The organism is Nocardioides massiliensis (genome assembly GCF_030811215.1).
Classification (GTDB): Bacteria; Actinomycetota; Actinomycetes; order Propionibacteriales; family Nocardioidaceae; genus Nocardioides_A; species Nocardioides_A massiliensis.
In genome coordinates this window covers 2,536,147-2,550,815 of record NZ_JAUSQM010000001.1, presented here as the reverse complement: position 1 = coordinate 2,550,815, position 14,669 = coordinate 2,536,147, and the positions used below count along the sequence as shown (strand labels likewise).

Sequence of the window (14,669 nt, the reverse complement as noted above, 5' to 3'; positions counted from 1 at the left end):
CTCGCAACGGACGGGCGCGCCCGGAGGTTCCGCGACCACGTCGCGGAACCGGGCCGGGCGGCTGCGTCAGAACGAGACGGTCGGGGGCGCGACGTTGCCCTCGGGCGCCTCGTAGAACTCCCGCTCCTTCACCCCGGCCATCCCGGTCATCAGCATCCACGGGATGGTGCGCACCAGGCCGTTGAGCTTCGCGACGGCGTCGTTGTAGTACTGCCGGGCGAAGGAGAGCTGGTTCTCGGTGTCGGCGAGCTGGGTCTGCAGCGACTCGAAGTTGGCCGACGCCTTGAGCTCGGGGTAGTTCTCGGCCACGGCCATCACGCGGACCAGCGCCTGGTCGAGCTGCTGCTCGGCGGCGGCTTTCGCGGCGACGTCGTTGCCGCGCGCCGCACCCGCGGCGGCCGCGCGGGCCTGGGTGACCTCGTCGAAGACCCCGCGCTCGTGGGCGGCGTACCCCTTGACGGTCTCGACCAGGTTCGGGATCAGGTCGGCGCGGCGGGTCAGCTGGATGTCGATGCCGCCGAGCGCCTCCTGCGCGGCGATGTCGGCCTTGCGCAGCTTGTTGAAGCCGGTGATCACGAACAGGGCGAGGATCACCAGGACGGCGATCACGATCAGGGTGGGGATCACGAAAGGGACTCCTTCTCAAAGACGTGCACGACGTGGGGGTCTGCGGGACGCAGGCGACGAACCGGGCGACTCACCAGGAGCCGCCGCCTCCGCCCCCGCCGCCACCGCCGCCGCCTCCGCCGCCGCTCGACGAGGAGGACTGGGTGGCCTGGTAGGCGCTGATGGAGCTGGACAACGCGCTGTCGAAGCTGCCCAGCGAGTCGGAGAACGAGCCGACGGAGCCGGCCCCGACCCACGCGGCGGTGTGCACGTAGCTCGGGGCGGGGGCAGGCTGCCCCGTCTCGACCTCGTACTTGCGCTGCCACGCGTCGGCGCAGTCGAACGCGACCGCCCAGGGGATGAACGCGGTGTAGAGGTCCTTGCGGGCGCTGAAGTCGAAGCGCGCCTCGGCCGAGTCGGTCGAGAGGATGCGCACGAAGCCGGCCACGCGCGACCACAGCTCGCGCCCGCGGTCCGTACGTCGGGTGCCGGTGCCGGTGCGGATCGCACCGACCGCTCCGGCGGCGAAGGCGAGGAACGGCAACGCCACCAGGCTGAGGTGGAAGGGGTTCCAGATCGCCAGCACACCGCCGAGGATCGCGGCGACGATGGCGAGCAGGACGGTCGCCGCCTCCGACCCGCGGCGCTCGATGTAGCCGTCCGAGCGGGCCCAGGCCGCGGCGTCCGAGTCGATGCCCGCCACCGCGGTGCTCAAAGTGGTGCCGGAGTCGACCGACCCGTCGGCGGAGAAGACCCCGCCGGGGTGGCTGACGCCGAGTGCCTGCGCAAGCTGGCGACTGACCGGGTCGGCTTTGCGCCAACCCGCGGAGTCCGCGAGGCCCGTGACCGTCCAGGTGTCGTCGTCGACCTGCTCGAGCTCGATCAGGCCCTGCTCGGCCTGGTGCAGCAAGGTGGCGACGAGAGCGTGGCCGCCGGTGGACTCGTGCACGACGTAGTGGCCCTGCACCGGACCGATCCCCTCCGGCGGGGCATACATCAGCGGGGTGCCGGGCGGGTGCTCGACGACCGCGCTGGCGCGACGCCAGCCGTAGCCGCACGTGAGCAGGCCGAGCACGAGCAGGACGCCGACCGGCCAGATGCTGGTGCCGAGCACCGGCTCCCACGTGCGCGACCACGGGGGGAGGCCCAGGTCGGGGGGCGACACCGGGACGGCGGCACGGATCGTCAATGCCGTGCGCCGCGGCAGCTGCGGGACGGTGATCGTGAGGTCACGCGAGCTGGTGCCGGTGACGACGCAGCCGGGCTCACCGCCGACCCAGCACTCCACCGGGCCCTCGGGAGCCTCGGGCAGCCGGACCGTGATCGTGCCGCCGTTGATGCCCATCTCCCACCCACGCGGGATGAGGTCCCAGTGGAACACCGAGGACTCCCCGTCGTCGGACGGCAGCAGCGCGCCCTCGACGGCGTAGTCGATCTCGTAGGTGTGGATGCCGGCCGGGAGGAAGACCGACTCCTCGCCGATCCGCGCGACCCGGAAGCGCCTGCCGTTCTCCCAGCTCATGGCGACCGCGGCGGACCCGCCGTCCTGGGTGATCTCGATGTCACGCGGGGTCAGCCTTGGTCCGCCGTCCTGGCCGTGGGTGTCCCAGTAGCGGAAGATGCCGCGGCGGCCGCTGGGCATCTCGACCTCGAGGGTCTCCTCGGCGGTCAGGCGCCCGTCGGCGTCGACCTCGAAGGCGGCGTCGTAGGTGTCGATGACCGACGGGTCGCTGCCGGACCCGCCGTCGCCACCGGCGGCCTGCTCGACGACCACCGGCACGAGCAACGCCACGAACCCGAGCACGGCGACCACGACCGTGGCGATGATGCGACCCATGGCCGCAGCCTAGGGCAGATCGAACGGCGCAGACGCCAACCTCAGACGGCGTACGGCGCGAGGGCTCCGGCCAGGTCGTCGTGGGCGCGTCCGCGGACGCGGGTGCCGTCGCCGGTGTGCTCGAGCTCCTCGATCTCGCCCTGCTCGTGGAGGCGGTTGAGCAGGTCGCCACGCTCGTAGGGCACGAGCGCGTCGAAGCTGACCTCCGGGCGCGGCAGCTCCTTCTCGATCGCGGCGAGCACGTCCTCGATGCCCTCACCCGTGCGGGCGGAGATGACGACGCTGTGGGGCTCGCGCTGGCGCAACCGGGCCAGCACGAGCGGGTCGGCGACGTCGGCCTTGTTGATCACGACGAGCTCGGGCACCGATGCCGCCTCGATGTCGGCCAGCACCGCTCGGACGGCGCTGAGCTGACCCTCGGGGTCGGGGTGCGATCCGTCGACCACGTGCACCAGCAGGTCGGCGTCGGCGACCTCCTCCAGCGTCGAACGGAACGCCTCGACGAGCTGGTGCGGGAGGTGGCGGACGAACCCGACAGTGTCGGACATCGTGTAGACGCGACCGTCGGAGGTCGTCGTCCGTCGCGTGGTCGGGTCGAGGGTTGCGAACAGCGCGTCCTCGACGAGCACGCCGGCGTTGGTGAGGCGGTTGAGCAGCGAGGACTTGCCGGCGTTGGTGTAGCCGGCGATCGCGACGCTCGGCACCGCGTTGCGGCGGCGCTCGGTCCGCTTGGTGTCGCGGGTGCCCTTCATCGCGGCGAGCTCGCGGCGGAGCTTGGCGATCTTGGTGTTGATGCGACGCCGGTCGGTCTCGATCTTCGTCTCACCGGGACCACGACCACCGATGCCCTCACCACCGGCGACCCGGCCACCGGCCTGACGGGACAGGTTGCCACCCCAACCGCGCAGTCGCTGCTTCATGTAGGACAGCTGGGCCAGCTCGACCTGCGCCTGACCCTCCTTGGACTTCGCGTGCTGGGCGAAGATGTCGAGGATCAGCGCCGTGCGGTCGACGACCTTGACCCCGATCTTGTCCTCGAGGTTGCGCAGCTGGCTCGGAGCGAGCTCGCCGTCGCAGATCACCGTGTCGGCGCCGCTCGCGGCGACGATCTCACGCAGACCCTCGACCTTGCCGCGACCGATGTAGGTGGCCGGGTCGGGCGAGGAGCGGCGCTGGTAGATCGCGTCGAGGACCTCGGAGCCGGCAGTCTCGGCGAGCAGCGCGAGCTCGGCCATGGAGTTCTCGGCGTCCTCGACCTTGCCCTCGGTCCAGACCCCGACGAGGACGACCCGCTCGAGGCGGAGCTGGCGGTACTCGACCTCGGTGATGTCCTCGAGCTCGGTGCGCAGGCTCGCCACACGGCGCAGCTGGTGGCGCTCGGCGAGGTCCATCTCACCGGCGGTGAGGACCTCCGGGTCGGGCTCGGCGTCGGGGTCGACGAAGGCGTAGCCGGACTCCCAGTCCTCGTCCTCCCAGCCCTCGGTCGCGTCGAGAGCGGCGGAGAGGTCGACCGGCTGGGCGCCGGTCGTGTCGGAGTTCTTGTCATGAGCCGTCATGGAGTGCGTCATCACCTGCTGCAACGTCGGGGTGGGAGGAAACCTTCCCCGATCGTGGCACGCGGAACCGCTGCTGGCGACCGGGTGTCGCCTCAGTCGTCCGGCAGGTGCGCGACCCCGGACGCCACGAGGACGGCGGGACCGATGAGCACGAGGTGCTCCTCGTCGGTCCAGGCGACGGCGAGCTCGCCGCCGGGGACGTCGACGCGATAGGTCACCGCTCCCTCCCCCGGCGCCGGAGCCACTCGACCGTCGGCCAGCACGGTGGCGAGCATGACGGCGCACGCGCCCGTGCCGCACGAGCGGGTCTCCCCCGACCCGCGCTCGAAGACCCGGAAGGCGACGTGCTCGGGACCACGGCGTACGACGAACTCGACGTTCACCCCGTCCGGGTAGGCCACCTCGTCGTACGCCGGGGACTCGTGCAGCGGTCCGGCGTCGTCGAGGTCGTCGACGAAGACGACGGCATGCGGGTTGCCCACGTCGACGTGTGTGGCGGGCCAGCTCCGCTCGCCGACCGACACCTCGGTGTCGGCGAGCACGCGGGCACTGCCGAGGTCGACACCGATGCGCCCGTCGTCGGTGAAGGTGGCGACCTTGACGCCGTCACGGGTCGCGATCGGCAGACCACCGGTGGGGTCGACGCCGGCGTGCGTGACGAGGTACTGCGCGAAGACCCGCGTGCCGTTGCCGCACATCTCCGCCACCGAGCCGTCGGCGTTGCGGTAGTCCATGAACCACTCGGCCTGCTCGCGCGCGGCGACCGCAGCGGGGTCGTCGGTGGCGTCGGTGCGCACGACCCGGATCACGCCGTCGCCGCCGACGCCCGCGCGGCGGTCGCACAGCCACGCCACCTGGGCCGGGCTCAGGTCGGCGAGGGCCGTGCCGTCGTGGTCGGGCAGCAGCACGAAGTCGTTCTCGGTGCCGTGGCCCTTGACGAAGGGCACCTCGCGGTTGCTCATCGTCCTAGTGTGCCCGCGCGGCCGCGGTGCGCACGGCCGTGACCGCGGTGCGTACGCGCTCGGGGTCGTCGTGGGCGACCCAGGTCACGCGGTCGTCCTTGGTGAACCAGCTCTCCTGCCGACGGGCGAAGCGGCGGGTGCCGTGCACGGTCTGCTCGCGCGCCTCGTCCTCGCTGCAGCGTCCGTCGAGGTGGGCCAAGATCTGCTGGTAGCCGAGCGCGCGGCTCGCGGTGAGGCCGTCGCGCAGCCCGTGCGCCGCCAGCGTCTCGACCTCCGCGACGAACCCTGCCTCCCACATCTGCGCCACCCGCCGCTCGATCCGCTGGTCCAGGGTCGGCCGGTCGATGCGTACGCCGACCTGCACCACGCCCGGCAGCGCGTAGCGCGGCGGCGGCAGGGTCGCCCGGAACGGCTCACCGGTGAGCTCGACGACCTCCAGCGCACGCACGATGCGCCGGCCGTTGGCCGGCTCGATGTGGGCGGCCGCAGCCGGGTCGACCTCGGCCAGGCGCGCGTGCATCGCCGCGACGCCCTCGGCCTCGAGCTGCGCGGTCAGCCGTGCCCGCAGCTCCGGGTCCGTGCCGGGGAAGGTGAACTCGTCGACCACCGCACGCGTATAGAGCGCCGACCCGCCGACCAGGACGGGCACGCGTCCCCGGGCGCGGATCTCTGCGATCGCCGTACGCGCCCACTGCTGGAACTCCGCGACCGTCGCGGTCCGCTCGATGTCGAGGACGTCGAGCAGATGATGGGCGATCCCGCGGCGTTCGGCGAGCGGAACCTTCGCCGTGCCGATGTCCATGCCGCGATAGAGCTGGAAGGCGTCGGTGTTGACGACCTCGCCGTCGAGCGCCTCGGCGAGGTCCAACGAGAGTGCCGTCTTCCCCGCCGCCGTCGGGCCCACGACGGCGACCACCGGCGGACCGGCGTACGACGTGGGGGCGGCGGGTGAGGTGCGGCTCATGGCCCGCACATTGTCGTGCGAGCGCCTCGTCCCGGCATAGCCGGGCCGTCGCCGGGTAGGACTCCCTCCATGAGTGCCCACCCCGACGACCCGAAGCAGGGCCCCGCGAACCACGGTGCGGCGCGTGCTCCCGGCGACCTCGACGCACCGACGCCGCCCGGCGGCCCGCAGCGCGCCGACCAGCCCGGCGGGAGCCTGCCCCCGGTCGAGGACCCGATGCCCGACCCGCAGCCGGAGATCCACCCCAGCAGCACGCCCGACGGTCCGAGCACCGTGCCCACGCCCGATGCCGTGCCCGAGCCGGACCCCCACGAGAACCCGGGCGGAGCCGACACCGGCGCCCAGGCGTTGCAGCAGGAGAACGCCGAGACGTCGCTCGACCAGCCCTCGACGTGAAGGAGTCCGCGATGGACGACGCCAACCCGCACCACGAAGCAGCTCGTTCCTCCACCCCCGGGTCCACCGGCCCGCAGGGCGCAGCCGGCGGCATGGGGATCAGCTCGGAGCGCCAGGGTCCGGACGTGCCCGACGACGGACGGGAGCGCCCGCGCAGCGACATCGAGGGCACCGGGACGGTCGGAAGCGCCCGAGACCACACCGACGGCACCACCACGCTGAGCGCTGCCGAGACCGCCGCGGTCTCCACCGATCTGCCCGAGGAGAGTGCCGGTGGGGTCGAGCCCCACCCCGACCCCGTCCCCTCCCACGAGCTGGGCAACAAGAACCCCGGTCACCAGCGCTCCTGACCCCCGCGTAACCTCCGCCCGGCTCGATCGATGATCCGGGTGTGACCGACCCCTGCTGCGCACACGTCGGGCTCGACGGCTCCCCCAGCCACGCGAGCGCAATCGGGCGGCGTGCGCTGCTGATGGCCGGCGCCGGCGTCATCACCACTGCCGCGGTGGCGACCCCGGCAGCGGCCGGTCCGCGCGTGCGCCGGCATCGGTTCACCGGCCGGTTCACCGGGGTGGGGACCCCCGACTGGCACTACCTCCCCGTGCGCGTGCCCCGCGGGGTGCGCGAGATCGAGGTCTCCTACACCCACTCGCCGATCGACACCGGGCTGGGATTCAGCCTGAACGTCGTCGACCTCGGGGTCTTCGACGCCAACGGCCACACCGGGACGGCCGCCGCGGCGGGTTTCCGGGGCTGGTCGGGCGGCGCCCGGAAGGGCTTCCACATCAGCCGTCGGCGCGCCACGCCCGGCTACCTCCCGGGCCCCATCGACCCGGGCGTGTGGCACGTCGTCCTCGGACCGGTGGCGATCGTGCCACCCGGCGTTGCCTGGACGGTGACGGTGACCCTGCACTTCGGTCGACCGATGCGCCGCTTCCAGCCGCAACCGCCGCCGCGGCGGGTCCCGCGCACCGGACCGGGCTGGTACCGCGGCGACTGCCACACCCACACGGTCCACTCCGACGGTCAGGAGACCCAGCCCGCGTTGGCTCGGCGCGCGCTCGCCGCCGGACTGGACTTCATCGGGTCGACCGAGCACAACACCTCGTCAGGCTCCCTGACCTGGGGACGCCACGCGCCGGCGGGGCTCCTGGTGCTGCCGGGCGAGGAGGTGACCACGCGCGCCGGACACTGGCTGGCGCTCGGTCTGCCCGCGGGCAGCTGGATCGACTGGCGGCACCGCCCGGGCCAACGCGGTCTGGCTGCGGCGACGCAACGGGTGCGTGGCCTCGGAGGCATCGCCGTGGCTGCCCATCCGTTCGTCCCCATCCCGGGCACCGGCTGGGAGTTCGGCCACGACTACGCCGACATGGACGCGGTCGAGATCTGGAACGGTCCGTGGACCGCCGACGACGAGGTCGCGGTCACGGCCTGGCACGCCATGCTGGTGACGGGGCGGTTCGTCCCGGTGATGGGCAACTCCGACACGCACGGCCCCGGCACGCCGATCGGCACTCCCCAGACGGTGGTGCACGCCAGGACGCTGTCGGTGCCGGCGGTCGTCGCAGGGCTGCGCCGAGGACGGTCGTGGATCGCGGAGTCGTCCACGGTGGACCTGTCGTTCACGGTCCGCAGCGGCGGCCGCACGGTGTCGTGCGGGCAGCGGCTGCGCGCCACGTCCGGCGCCCGGGTGCCGGTGCGGCTCGTGGTCCGCGGCGCACCCCACTGCCTCGTCCAGGTCATCGGACCGCTGGGTCCGCTCGCCGGGGCGTTCACGGGCGCGGCCGGCAGGGCCGAGGTGCGGGTGACCGTGCCGGCGGCCCTGGTTGCGTTCGTCCGGGCCGAGGTACGCCGCCTCGACGGCACCCCGGAGGTCAACCCGCTGGCGGGCGTGCTCGGCCTCGCGATGGTGGCGATGACCAACCCGATCTTCCTGCGCTGACCGAGCCCCTACGGACGACGGCCCGTCACCCCCCGTGAGGTGACGGGACGTCGCGGTCCGTGGCGCGCGTCGGTCAGCCGGCCGGTGGGGTCCGCGGCGTGCGGGAGACCCCGCACAGCGCGTCCTTCACCGACAGCGTGATGTCGCCGATGATCGGGATGTCGTAGGCCGTCACGTCGAGCACGGTCGAGCCGACACAGTTGACGATCCCGGTGCCACCGACGCCGTCGAGACCCACGGGCTGGCCCAGCAGCTTGCGGACCCGCAGGTTCGTGATCGCGTCGACCGCGAAGAACCCGTTGCCCGGGTCGAAGCGCAGACCCGCCCCGCCGAGGTCGACGCGGACGCTGCCACCCAGGATCGGGTGGCGGCAGCCGTCGAACCCGCACTCACCGTCGAACTCGGTGGTGTTGAGGTAGACGTCACCGCCGTTGTCGATGTCGAGGCTCCCGGTCAGCTCGAGCAGCCGGACGCGCAGGTTGCGCACGTCCATGCCGCTGGAGGGGTCCACCAGGTTGAGCGTGGTGTGCTCGCTGGCGGCGAACCGGATGGTGCCGAGCTCGGGGTTGGCGATCCCGGCGCCTGGGAGGCATGCCTCGTCACCGGCCATGCAGACGTCCAGGGACGCCGGCAGCGGGTCGGCGATCGAGCCTTGCAGACCGTCGAAGTCGAACGACAGCGAGTTCGTCGGCTCCGACGCCCTGTACTGCAGGCTCATCGCCCCGCTGCCGTCGTCCTGCAGGCCCAGGCGCAGGTGGGGCACCAGGTGGTCGATGACCGCGTTGACGTTGCCGGTCACGGCACCGCCGTCGTCGGTCTGCTCCAGCCCGAGGGTGAACACCTTGCCCGCGACCGTGTCGAGCAGCACCTCCGGCATGCCGCCGAGGCCGGCCTCGATCTCGCGCAGGCCGGTGATCCGCCCGGCGAGCGTCGTGCCCGTCGGCCCGGTGCGGACCGTGAGCCCGTCCTCGGTCGGCATCGGCAGCGCCGTACCCCCGTGAGCGTTCAGCTCGAGCAGGCCGATGGGCTGTCCGCCGGTGCCGAAGCGCACCTTCTCGCCCTCCATCTGGACCTGCAGCAGCCCGGGGATCTCCTCGATCCGCAGGTCGAGGTCCGTGGCGCCGTCGAAGATGCCGTCGGCGTCGTGGGCCTGGATCCTCACCAGGTCGATCGGAGCCGAGCCCTCCACGGTCACGGCGCCGCTCTCGCCCAGGGCCAGCGCGAGGCGGCCCGGGGCGTCGAGGACGTGGGCGTCGAGCTGCAGACCGTCCTGGTCCACGACCACGTGCAGCGGCGTCGGGGCCAGCCGCAGGTCGATGCCGAGCTCGCCGCTGTCGTCCCCGAGCGCGAGGTCCATGCCCTCGAACCCGGGCAGCTTGAGCCCGATCGACTGGGTGTCGTTCGCGGTGTCGCTGACGAGGTTGAGGTACGCCGGGTCGTCGAGCGTCTGGATCATCCGGTTCTGGCCGTAGCCGACCTCGAACTCCGTCACCGGTGCGCTCGCGGTGAGCGAGCCCTGCCCGTCGGCGCCCAGCTCGAACGCCAGCGACCGAGGCACGTCGGTGAGGCCGAGCAGCAGGTCAGTGACCGGCCGGCCGTCCACGACCTCGCGACCCTCCACCCGCAGCGACGGCAGCGGCCGGTCGGCCTCCACACTCGCGGCGAGACCGTCGGCGGTGTCGCCGGCGAGACCGAAGGACACGGTGCCGTCGACCTGGGCCAGCTCGACACCGGCGCGGAAGACCTTCGCGCCACCGGAGTCGTCGTCGAAGCTGACCTCGATGTCGGTGGGCTTGTCGGTGGTCAGGCTCGCGGCCAGGTTCTGGGTCGAACCGAGCTCCACCGCGACCGTGGCCGACCGCGGAGCCTCGCTGAAGGCCGCGGCGAACCGCTGCTCCGCACCCGCAGCCGACGCGTCGGCGTCCACCGCCCCGGAGACCTTCAGCGCACCGCTCGCGGTGCTGGCCACCTGCAACGCCGCACCCTCGTCGTCGAGGACGACATCAGCCCGGAACCCGCGCGGTGCAGTGCCCTCGCGGGCGTCGTACCCGAAGCGGAAGGACTCGCTCGCGCCCGGCAGCTCGAGGACGGCCTGCACGCTCGCGGGAAGCGGCGCGGCGACGTCGCCCAGCCGGGCGATCTCCAGGCGCGGCACGATCGTGGTCAGGCTGCCGCGCGGGTCGATGTCGAGGTCGAGGCCGCGGGAGCTGCCCGAGTAGCCGAGGGCCACCGCGCCGGTCACGAGGCTGACGTTGGCCAGCAGGTCGGGCGCACCGTCGCCGGTCACGTCGATCGGCTCGGGGACGCCCATCCGGGCGCGGAACTCCCGAGCCAGACGCTTGCCGTCCCCATCGACATACACCGAGCGCCACTGGAAGCTGGTGACGTCGAGCAGGTCGTCGAGCGGCGTGCCGGTGCGAACCTTCGACACCAGGCCCTCGACGATCGCATCGACCGGTCGGCCGGCCTCGCGCACCGTGGTGACCAGACCGTCGTTGAGCTGGGTGAGCAGGTCCTGGAGCCCCGTGCTGTCGAGCAGGTGCACGACGCCCGAGTCGACCATCGACACGAGGTCGTCCAGCGGAGTGTCCCCACCGGTGAGCAGACCCACCAGCTCGCCGAGCGAGAGCGGCTTGTCGGTCCCGGTCACGATGCCGGTGACCCCACCGAGGAGGCTGCCGAGCAGCGACGTGAGGCCGCCGATCGGACCGTGTACGACGGGTGCCGGCGTGCCGGCGTCGTCGCCGACGTAGAAGACGACCTCGTCGTCGCTCGCCGCGTAGACCCCGTCACCGGCATATGCCGCACCGGCCGTGGTCATGCGCGAGGGACCGGAGACCGCGACCTCGCGGATCGCGCGGCCCGAAGCCGTGGTGACGACCTCCTCGCCCTGGCCCTCGAAGACCAGGCTGAGGGGCTCGTCGCTGAGCGGGTCGCCCAGACGCTCGCTGCCAGGGGTCGCATCGACCAGCTGGGCTTCGAGTCGAGCGGTCCTGCCCGGGTCGACGCGGGTGTCGCCGCGATAGAACACGCGCGTCGCCCGCTTCGCCAGACTCGTCGTGGCCGAGCCCGGCGCGGAGCCCAGATAGTGGTCGTCCTCCCCCGCGACGGCGGTGACCGTGAGCGATCCGGCCGGCAGGTCAGGGAGGTCGAAGGTCGCGGACGCGACGCCCGCGGCGTCGGTGGTGACCTCTTCGGTGCCGACGCCGGGCACCTCGATGGTCACCGGACGCTCGCCGAGCGCGGAGCTCACACCGGTGCTGGCGTGGCGGGTGTTCACCGTGACCGTGAGGTCCTCACCGGTCACGACCCTGGCCGGCAGCGACACGTCGACCGCCGACCCGTTGGCCAGCGTGACCGTCCGGACCGGCTGAGCCGACTCCGACTGGTTGGTGCAACCGAGGTTCAAGAAGCCGGACCGGACCGAGTTGCGGATCCACGAGCGGATGACGTACTGCCCGCGCGGCTGTCCGATCGCGTTCCACGTCGTGGTCAACGTGCCGGTGTCGTCACGCCGCGCGGTGTGCACCACGGCGTTGTCGCTCGCCCGCCGCACCTCGACGCGGGAGTACGGCGAGCCCTGGCCGAGGGTGCAGTTGTTGGATGCGCCCGACTCGGTGATCGTGACCCGACCCGAGACGGTCGCGTTGTTGCCCGGGGCGGTCAAGGCGGCCTGCGCGGGCAGTGCCGGCAGCACCGCCAACGCGAGGCCACCGGTCAGCGTCACCGCCAACAGTCGGACAGGACGGCCGCGGCGACGTATGCGCCGGGCCATGGGAGGAGGGGTACCCATGGGTCTCCTTCGACAGGTCGGGGTGCCGTCCACGGCGACGGCACACCTCACCGGCATCAACCCCCGAGGCGTTCCGGAGGTGCGGGTGGTTCTGCTGTGGCCCGAAGGTGTCTTGTGAGACTGCTGGGATCTTTGATAGTGACGGGGATCACGCGGCAGGTGGGCGCGGTCGCCGACCGACCACCGTTGTCAGCCGCAGGCCGGCGCCGGCGGCAGCGGCGCCGGGATGCCGACGGCCGGCATGCCGAGCCCGACGCCCTTGGCGGCAGGAGCGGCGCCCTGACGCAGGTCCCACGCGTCACCGGAACGCGTGCGGCGTACGTCGAGGACGGTGCCGTCGGCGACCAGGTGGTGGGGCGCGGCATAGGTGACCTCGACGCTGACGACGTCGCCGGGACGGATGCCCTCGACGGCCGTGCCGTCGGGACGGGTCGGGGTGAAGTGCACGAGCCGGTTGTCGGGACCGCGGCCGCTCAGGCGGCGGGTCTGGGTGTCCTTGCGCCCCTCCCCCTCGGAGACCAGCAGGTCGACGCGGCGACCCACGAGGCGCTTGTTCTCCTCCCAGGCGATGTCGTTGACCAGTGCGACGAGGCGCTCGTAGCGCTCCTGCACGACCGCCTTGGGCACCTGCTCCTCCAGGACGGCGGCGGGGGTGCCAGGACGCTTGGAGTACTGGAACGTGAACGCGCCGGAGAAACGTGCCTTCTCGACGACCGCCATCGTCGCGAGGAAGTCCTCCTCGGTCTCGCCGGGGAAGCCCACGATGATGTCGGTGGTGATCGCGGCGTCGGGGATGGCGGCCCGGACGCGGTCGATGATGCCGAGGAACTTCGACTGGCGGTAGGAGCGGCGCATCGCGCGGAGCACCTGGTCGGAGCCCGACTGCAGCGGCATGTGCAGCGACGGCATCACATTGGCGGTCTCGGCCATCGCCTCGATCACGTCGTCGGTGAACTCCGCCGGGTGCGGGGACGTGAACCGGACCCGCTCGAGCCCGTCGATCTCGCCGCACGCGCGCAGCAGCTTCGAGAACGCCTGGCGGTCACCGAACTCGACGCCGTAGGCGTTGACGTTCTGCCCCAGCAGCGTCACCTCGCTGACGCCCTCGGCGACCAACGCCTCGATCTCGGCCAGGATCTCGCCGGGGCGGCGGTCCTTCTCCTTGCCGCGCAGGCTCGGCACGATGCAGAAGGTGCAGGTGTTGTTGCAGCCGACCGAGATCGACACCCACGCGGCGTACGCCGACTCGCGCTTGGTCGGGAGCGTGGACGGGAAGACCTCCAGGCTCTCGATGATCTCGACCTGGGCCTCCTCGGCGACCCGCGCCCGCTCCAGCAGCACCGGCAGCGACCCGATGTTGTGGGTGCCGAAGACGACGTCGACCCAGGGCGCCTTGCGGGTGATCTCGCCGCGGTCCTTCTGCGCCAGGCAGCCACCGACAGCGATCTGCATGCCGGGGTTCTTCGCCTTCGCCGGCGCCAGCTGGCCCAGGTTGCCGTAGAGCTTGTTGTCGGCGTTCTCCCGCACCGCGCACGTGTTGAACACCACGACGTCGGCAGCATCGGCCTCGGCGGCGGTCGGGTCGAAGGCGACGTACCCCGCGTCCTCCAGGAGCCCGGTCAGGCGCTCGGAGTCGTGGACGTTCATCTGGCACCCGTGGGTGCGGACCTCGTAGGTGCGCGGCCCGGCGTGGACCGGACTGGAGTCAACACTGCTCATAACGACACCAGGGTACGGCGGCGGAGGCGATGCTCCGGCGCCGCACCCTGGTGCGCGCTGCTTCGTGCAGAAGTCAGTGACGGCAGGTCACTTGGGAGGCATCCGGATACCGCCGTCGACCCGGATCACCTCGGCGTTGAGGTAGGAGTTGGTGACGGCCTCGACGACCATCGAGGCGAGCTCCTCGCCGCTGCCGAGGCGCTTGGGGAACAGCACGTTGGCGCCCAGGTTGGCCTTGAACTGCTCGGCCGCCTCGCCCTCGCCGTAGATCGGGGTGTCGATCAGGCCCGGGGCGATGGTGTTGACGCGGATGCCGGCGGCGGACAGGTCGCGCGCGATCGGCAGCGTCATGCCGACCACGCCGCCCTTGGAGGCGGAGTAGCTGGCCTGGCCGATCTGGCCGTCGAAGGCGGCGACCGAGGCCATGTTGACGATCGCGCCGCGCTCGCCGGACTCCAGCGGCTCGGTCTGGCTCATCGCGGTCGCGGCGAGGCGGATGCAGTCGAAGGTGCCGATCAGGTTGATCGCAATGACCTTCGAGAACGCCGCCAGGTCGTGGGCCGACTCGTAGGCACCGTCGCGACCGATGGTCCGCTGCGCCCAGCCGATGCCGGCGGAGTTGACCAGGACTCGCAGCGGGCCCAGCTCCTTGGCCACCTCGACGGCGTTGATGATCTGGTCGGTCTTGGTGACGTCGACCTCGACGAACGCGCCGCCGATCTCCTCCGCCAGGGCCTGGCCCTTGTCGGCCTGCAGGTCGGCGACGACCACGTTCGCGCCACGGGCGGCCAGCTGGCGGCAGGCAGCTGCCCCGATGCCGGAGGCGCCGCCGGTGACGATTGCACTCACACCATTGATGTCCATGCTCGGAGCGTAGTGGTCCCGGTCACCCTC

Annotated in this window: 11 protein-coding genes; 3 read left to right on the top strand and 8 right to left on the bottom strand. The window is 72.2% G+C overall.

Annotated elements, in window-relative coordinates; all coding sequences use genetic code 11:
• Nucleotides 1-66: 66 nt before the first annotated feature.
• From J2S59_RS12610 to miaA, 5 genes are all read right to left on the bottom strand, one after another.
• On the bottom strand, nucleotides 67-627 hold the full coding sequence (locus tag J2S59_RS12610) for a LemA family protein (RefSeq protein ID WP_068119083.1): 561 nt from the start codon (nucleotides 625-627) through the stop codon (nucleotides 67-69).
• A gap of 70 nt (nucleotides 628-697) precedes the next feature.
• A complete protein-coding gene (locus J2S59_RS12605) occupies nucleotides 698-2,443 on the bottom strand; it encodes a DUF2207 domain-containing protein (protein WP_306825181.1) in 1,746 nt (581 codons plus the stop codon).
• A gap of 41 nt (nucleotides 2,444-2,484) precedes the next feature.
• The gene (gene hflX, locus J2S59_RS12600; protein WP_370871489.1) at nucleotides 2,485-3,999 is read right to left on the bottom strand and encodes a GTPase HflX; all 1,515 of its coding nucleotides are present in this window, start codon (nucleotides 3,997-3,999) and stop codon (nucleotides 2,485-2,487) included.
• A gap of 92 nt (nucleotides 4,000-4,091) precedes the next feature.
• Complete coding sequence (gene dapF, locus J2S59_RS12595; protein ID WP_068125215.1) at nucleotides 4,092-4,961, bottom strand: diaminopimelate epimerase; 870 nt, start codon at nucleotides 4,959-4,961, stop codon at nucleotides 4,092-4,094.
• Between the two features lie 4 nt (nucleotides 4,962-4,965).
• Nucleotides 4,966-5,925 (bottom strand): tRNA (adenosine(37)-N6)-dimethylallyltransferase MiaA, encoded by a 960-nt coding sequence (gene miaA / locus J2S59_RS12590; RefSeq protein WP_306825180.1) that lies wholly within the window; start codon nucleotides 5,923-5,925, stop codon nucleotides 4,966-4,968.
• A gap of 69 nt (nucleotides 5,926-5,994) precedes the next feature.
• On the opposite strand from miaA, the gene J2S59_RS12585 reads away from it, so the two are divergent.
• From J2S59_RS12585 to J2S59_RS12575, 3 genes are read left to right on the top strand one after another with little or no spacing between them, the layout of a single operon-like run.
• Nucleotides 5,995-6,321, top strand: a complete 327-nt coding sequence (locus tag J2S59_RS12585; protein WP_068121955.1) for a hypothetical protein — start codon at nucleotides 5,995-5,997, stop codon at nucleotides 6,319-6,321.
• 11 nt (nucleotides 6,322-6,332) lie between these two features.
• Nucleotides 6,333-6,671 carry a hypothetical protein gene (locus J2S59_RS12580; protein WP_181642119.1) on the top strand — a complete coding sequence of 113 codons (339 nt, stop codon included), beginning with the start codon at nucleotides 6,333-6,335 and terminating at the stop codon, nucleotides 6,669-6,671.
• A gap of 41 nt (nucleotides 6,672-6,712) precedes the next feature.
• A complete protein-coding gene (locus tag J2S59_RS12575) occupies nucleotides 6,713-8,263 on the top strand; it encodes a CehA/McbA family metallohydrolase (protein ID WP_220138497.1) in 1,551 nt (516 codons plus the stop codon).
• 73 nt (nucleotides 8,264-8,336) lie between these two features.
• On the opposite strand, the gene J2S59_RS12570 is transcribed toward J2S59_RS12575, so the two are convergent.
• The 3 genes from J2S59_RS12570 to J2S59_RS12560 form a co-directional block, all read right to left on the bottom strand.
• A complete protein-coding gene (locus tag J2S59_RS12570; protein WP_306825179.1) occupies nucleotides 8,337-12,056 on the bottom strand; it encodes an Ig-like domain-containing protein in 3,720 nt (1,239 codons plus the stop codon).
• 189 nt (nucleotides 12,057-12,245) lie between these two features.
• Complete coding sequence (gene miaB / locus J2S59_RS12565; protein WP_306825178.1) at nucleotides 12,246-13,775, bottom strand: tRNA (N6-isopentenyl adenosine(37)-C2)-methylthiotransferase MiaB; 1,530 nt, start codon at nucleotides 13,773-13,775, stop codon at nucleotides 12,246-12,248.
• An 87-nt stretch (nucleotides 13,776-13,862) separates the two neighbouring features.
• Entirely contained in the window at nucleotides 13,863-14,639 is a 777-nt protein-coding gene (locus tag J2S59_RS12560) for an SDR family NAD(P)-dependent oxidoreductase (RefSeq protein WP_068117581.1), read from the bottom strand.
• Between the last annotated feature and the right edge of the window lie 30 nt (nucleotides 14,640-14,669).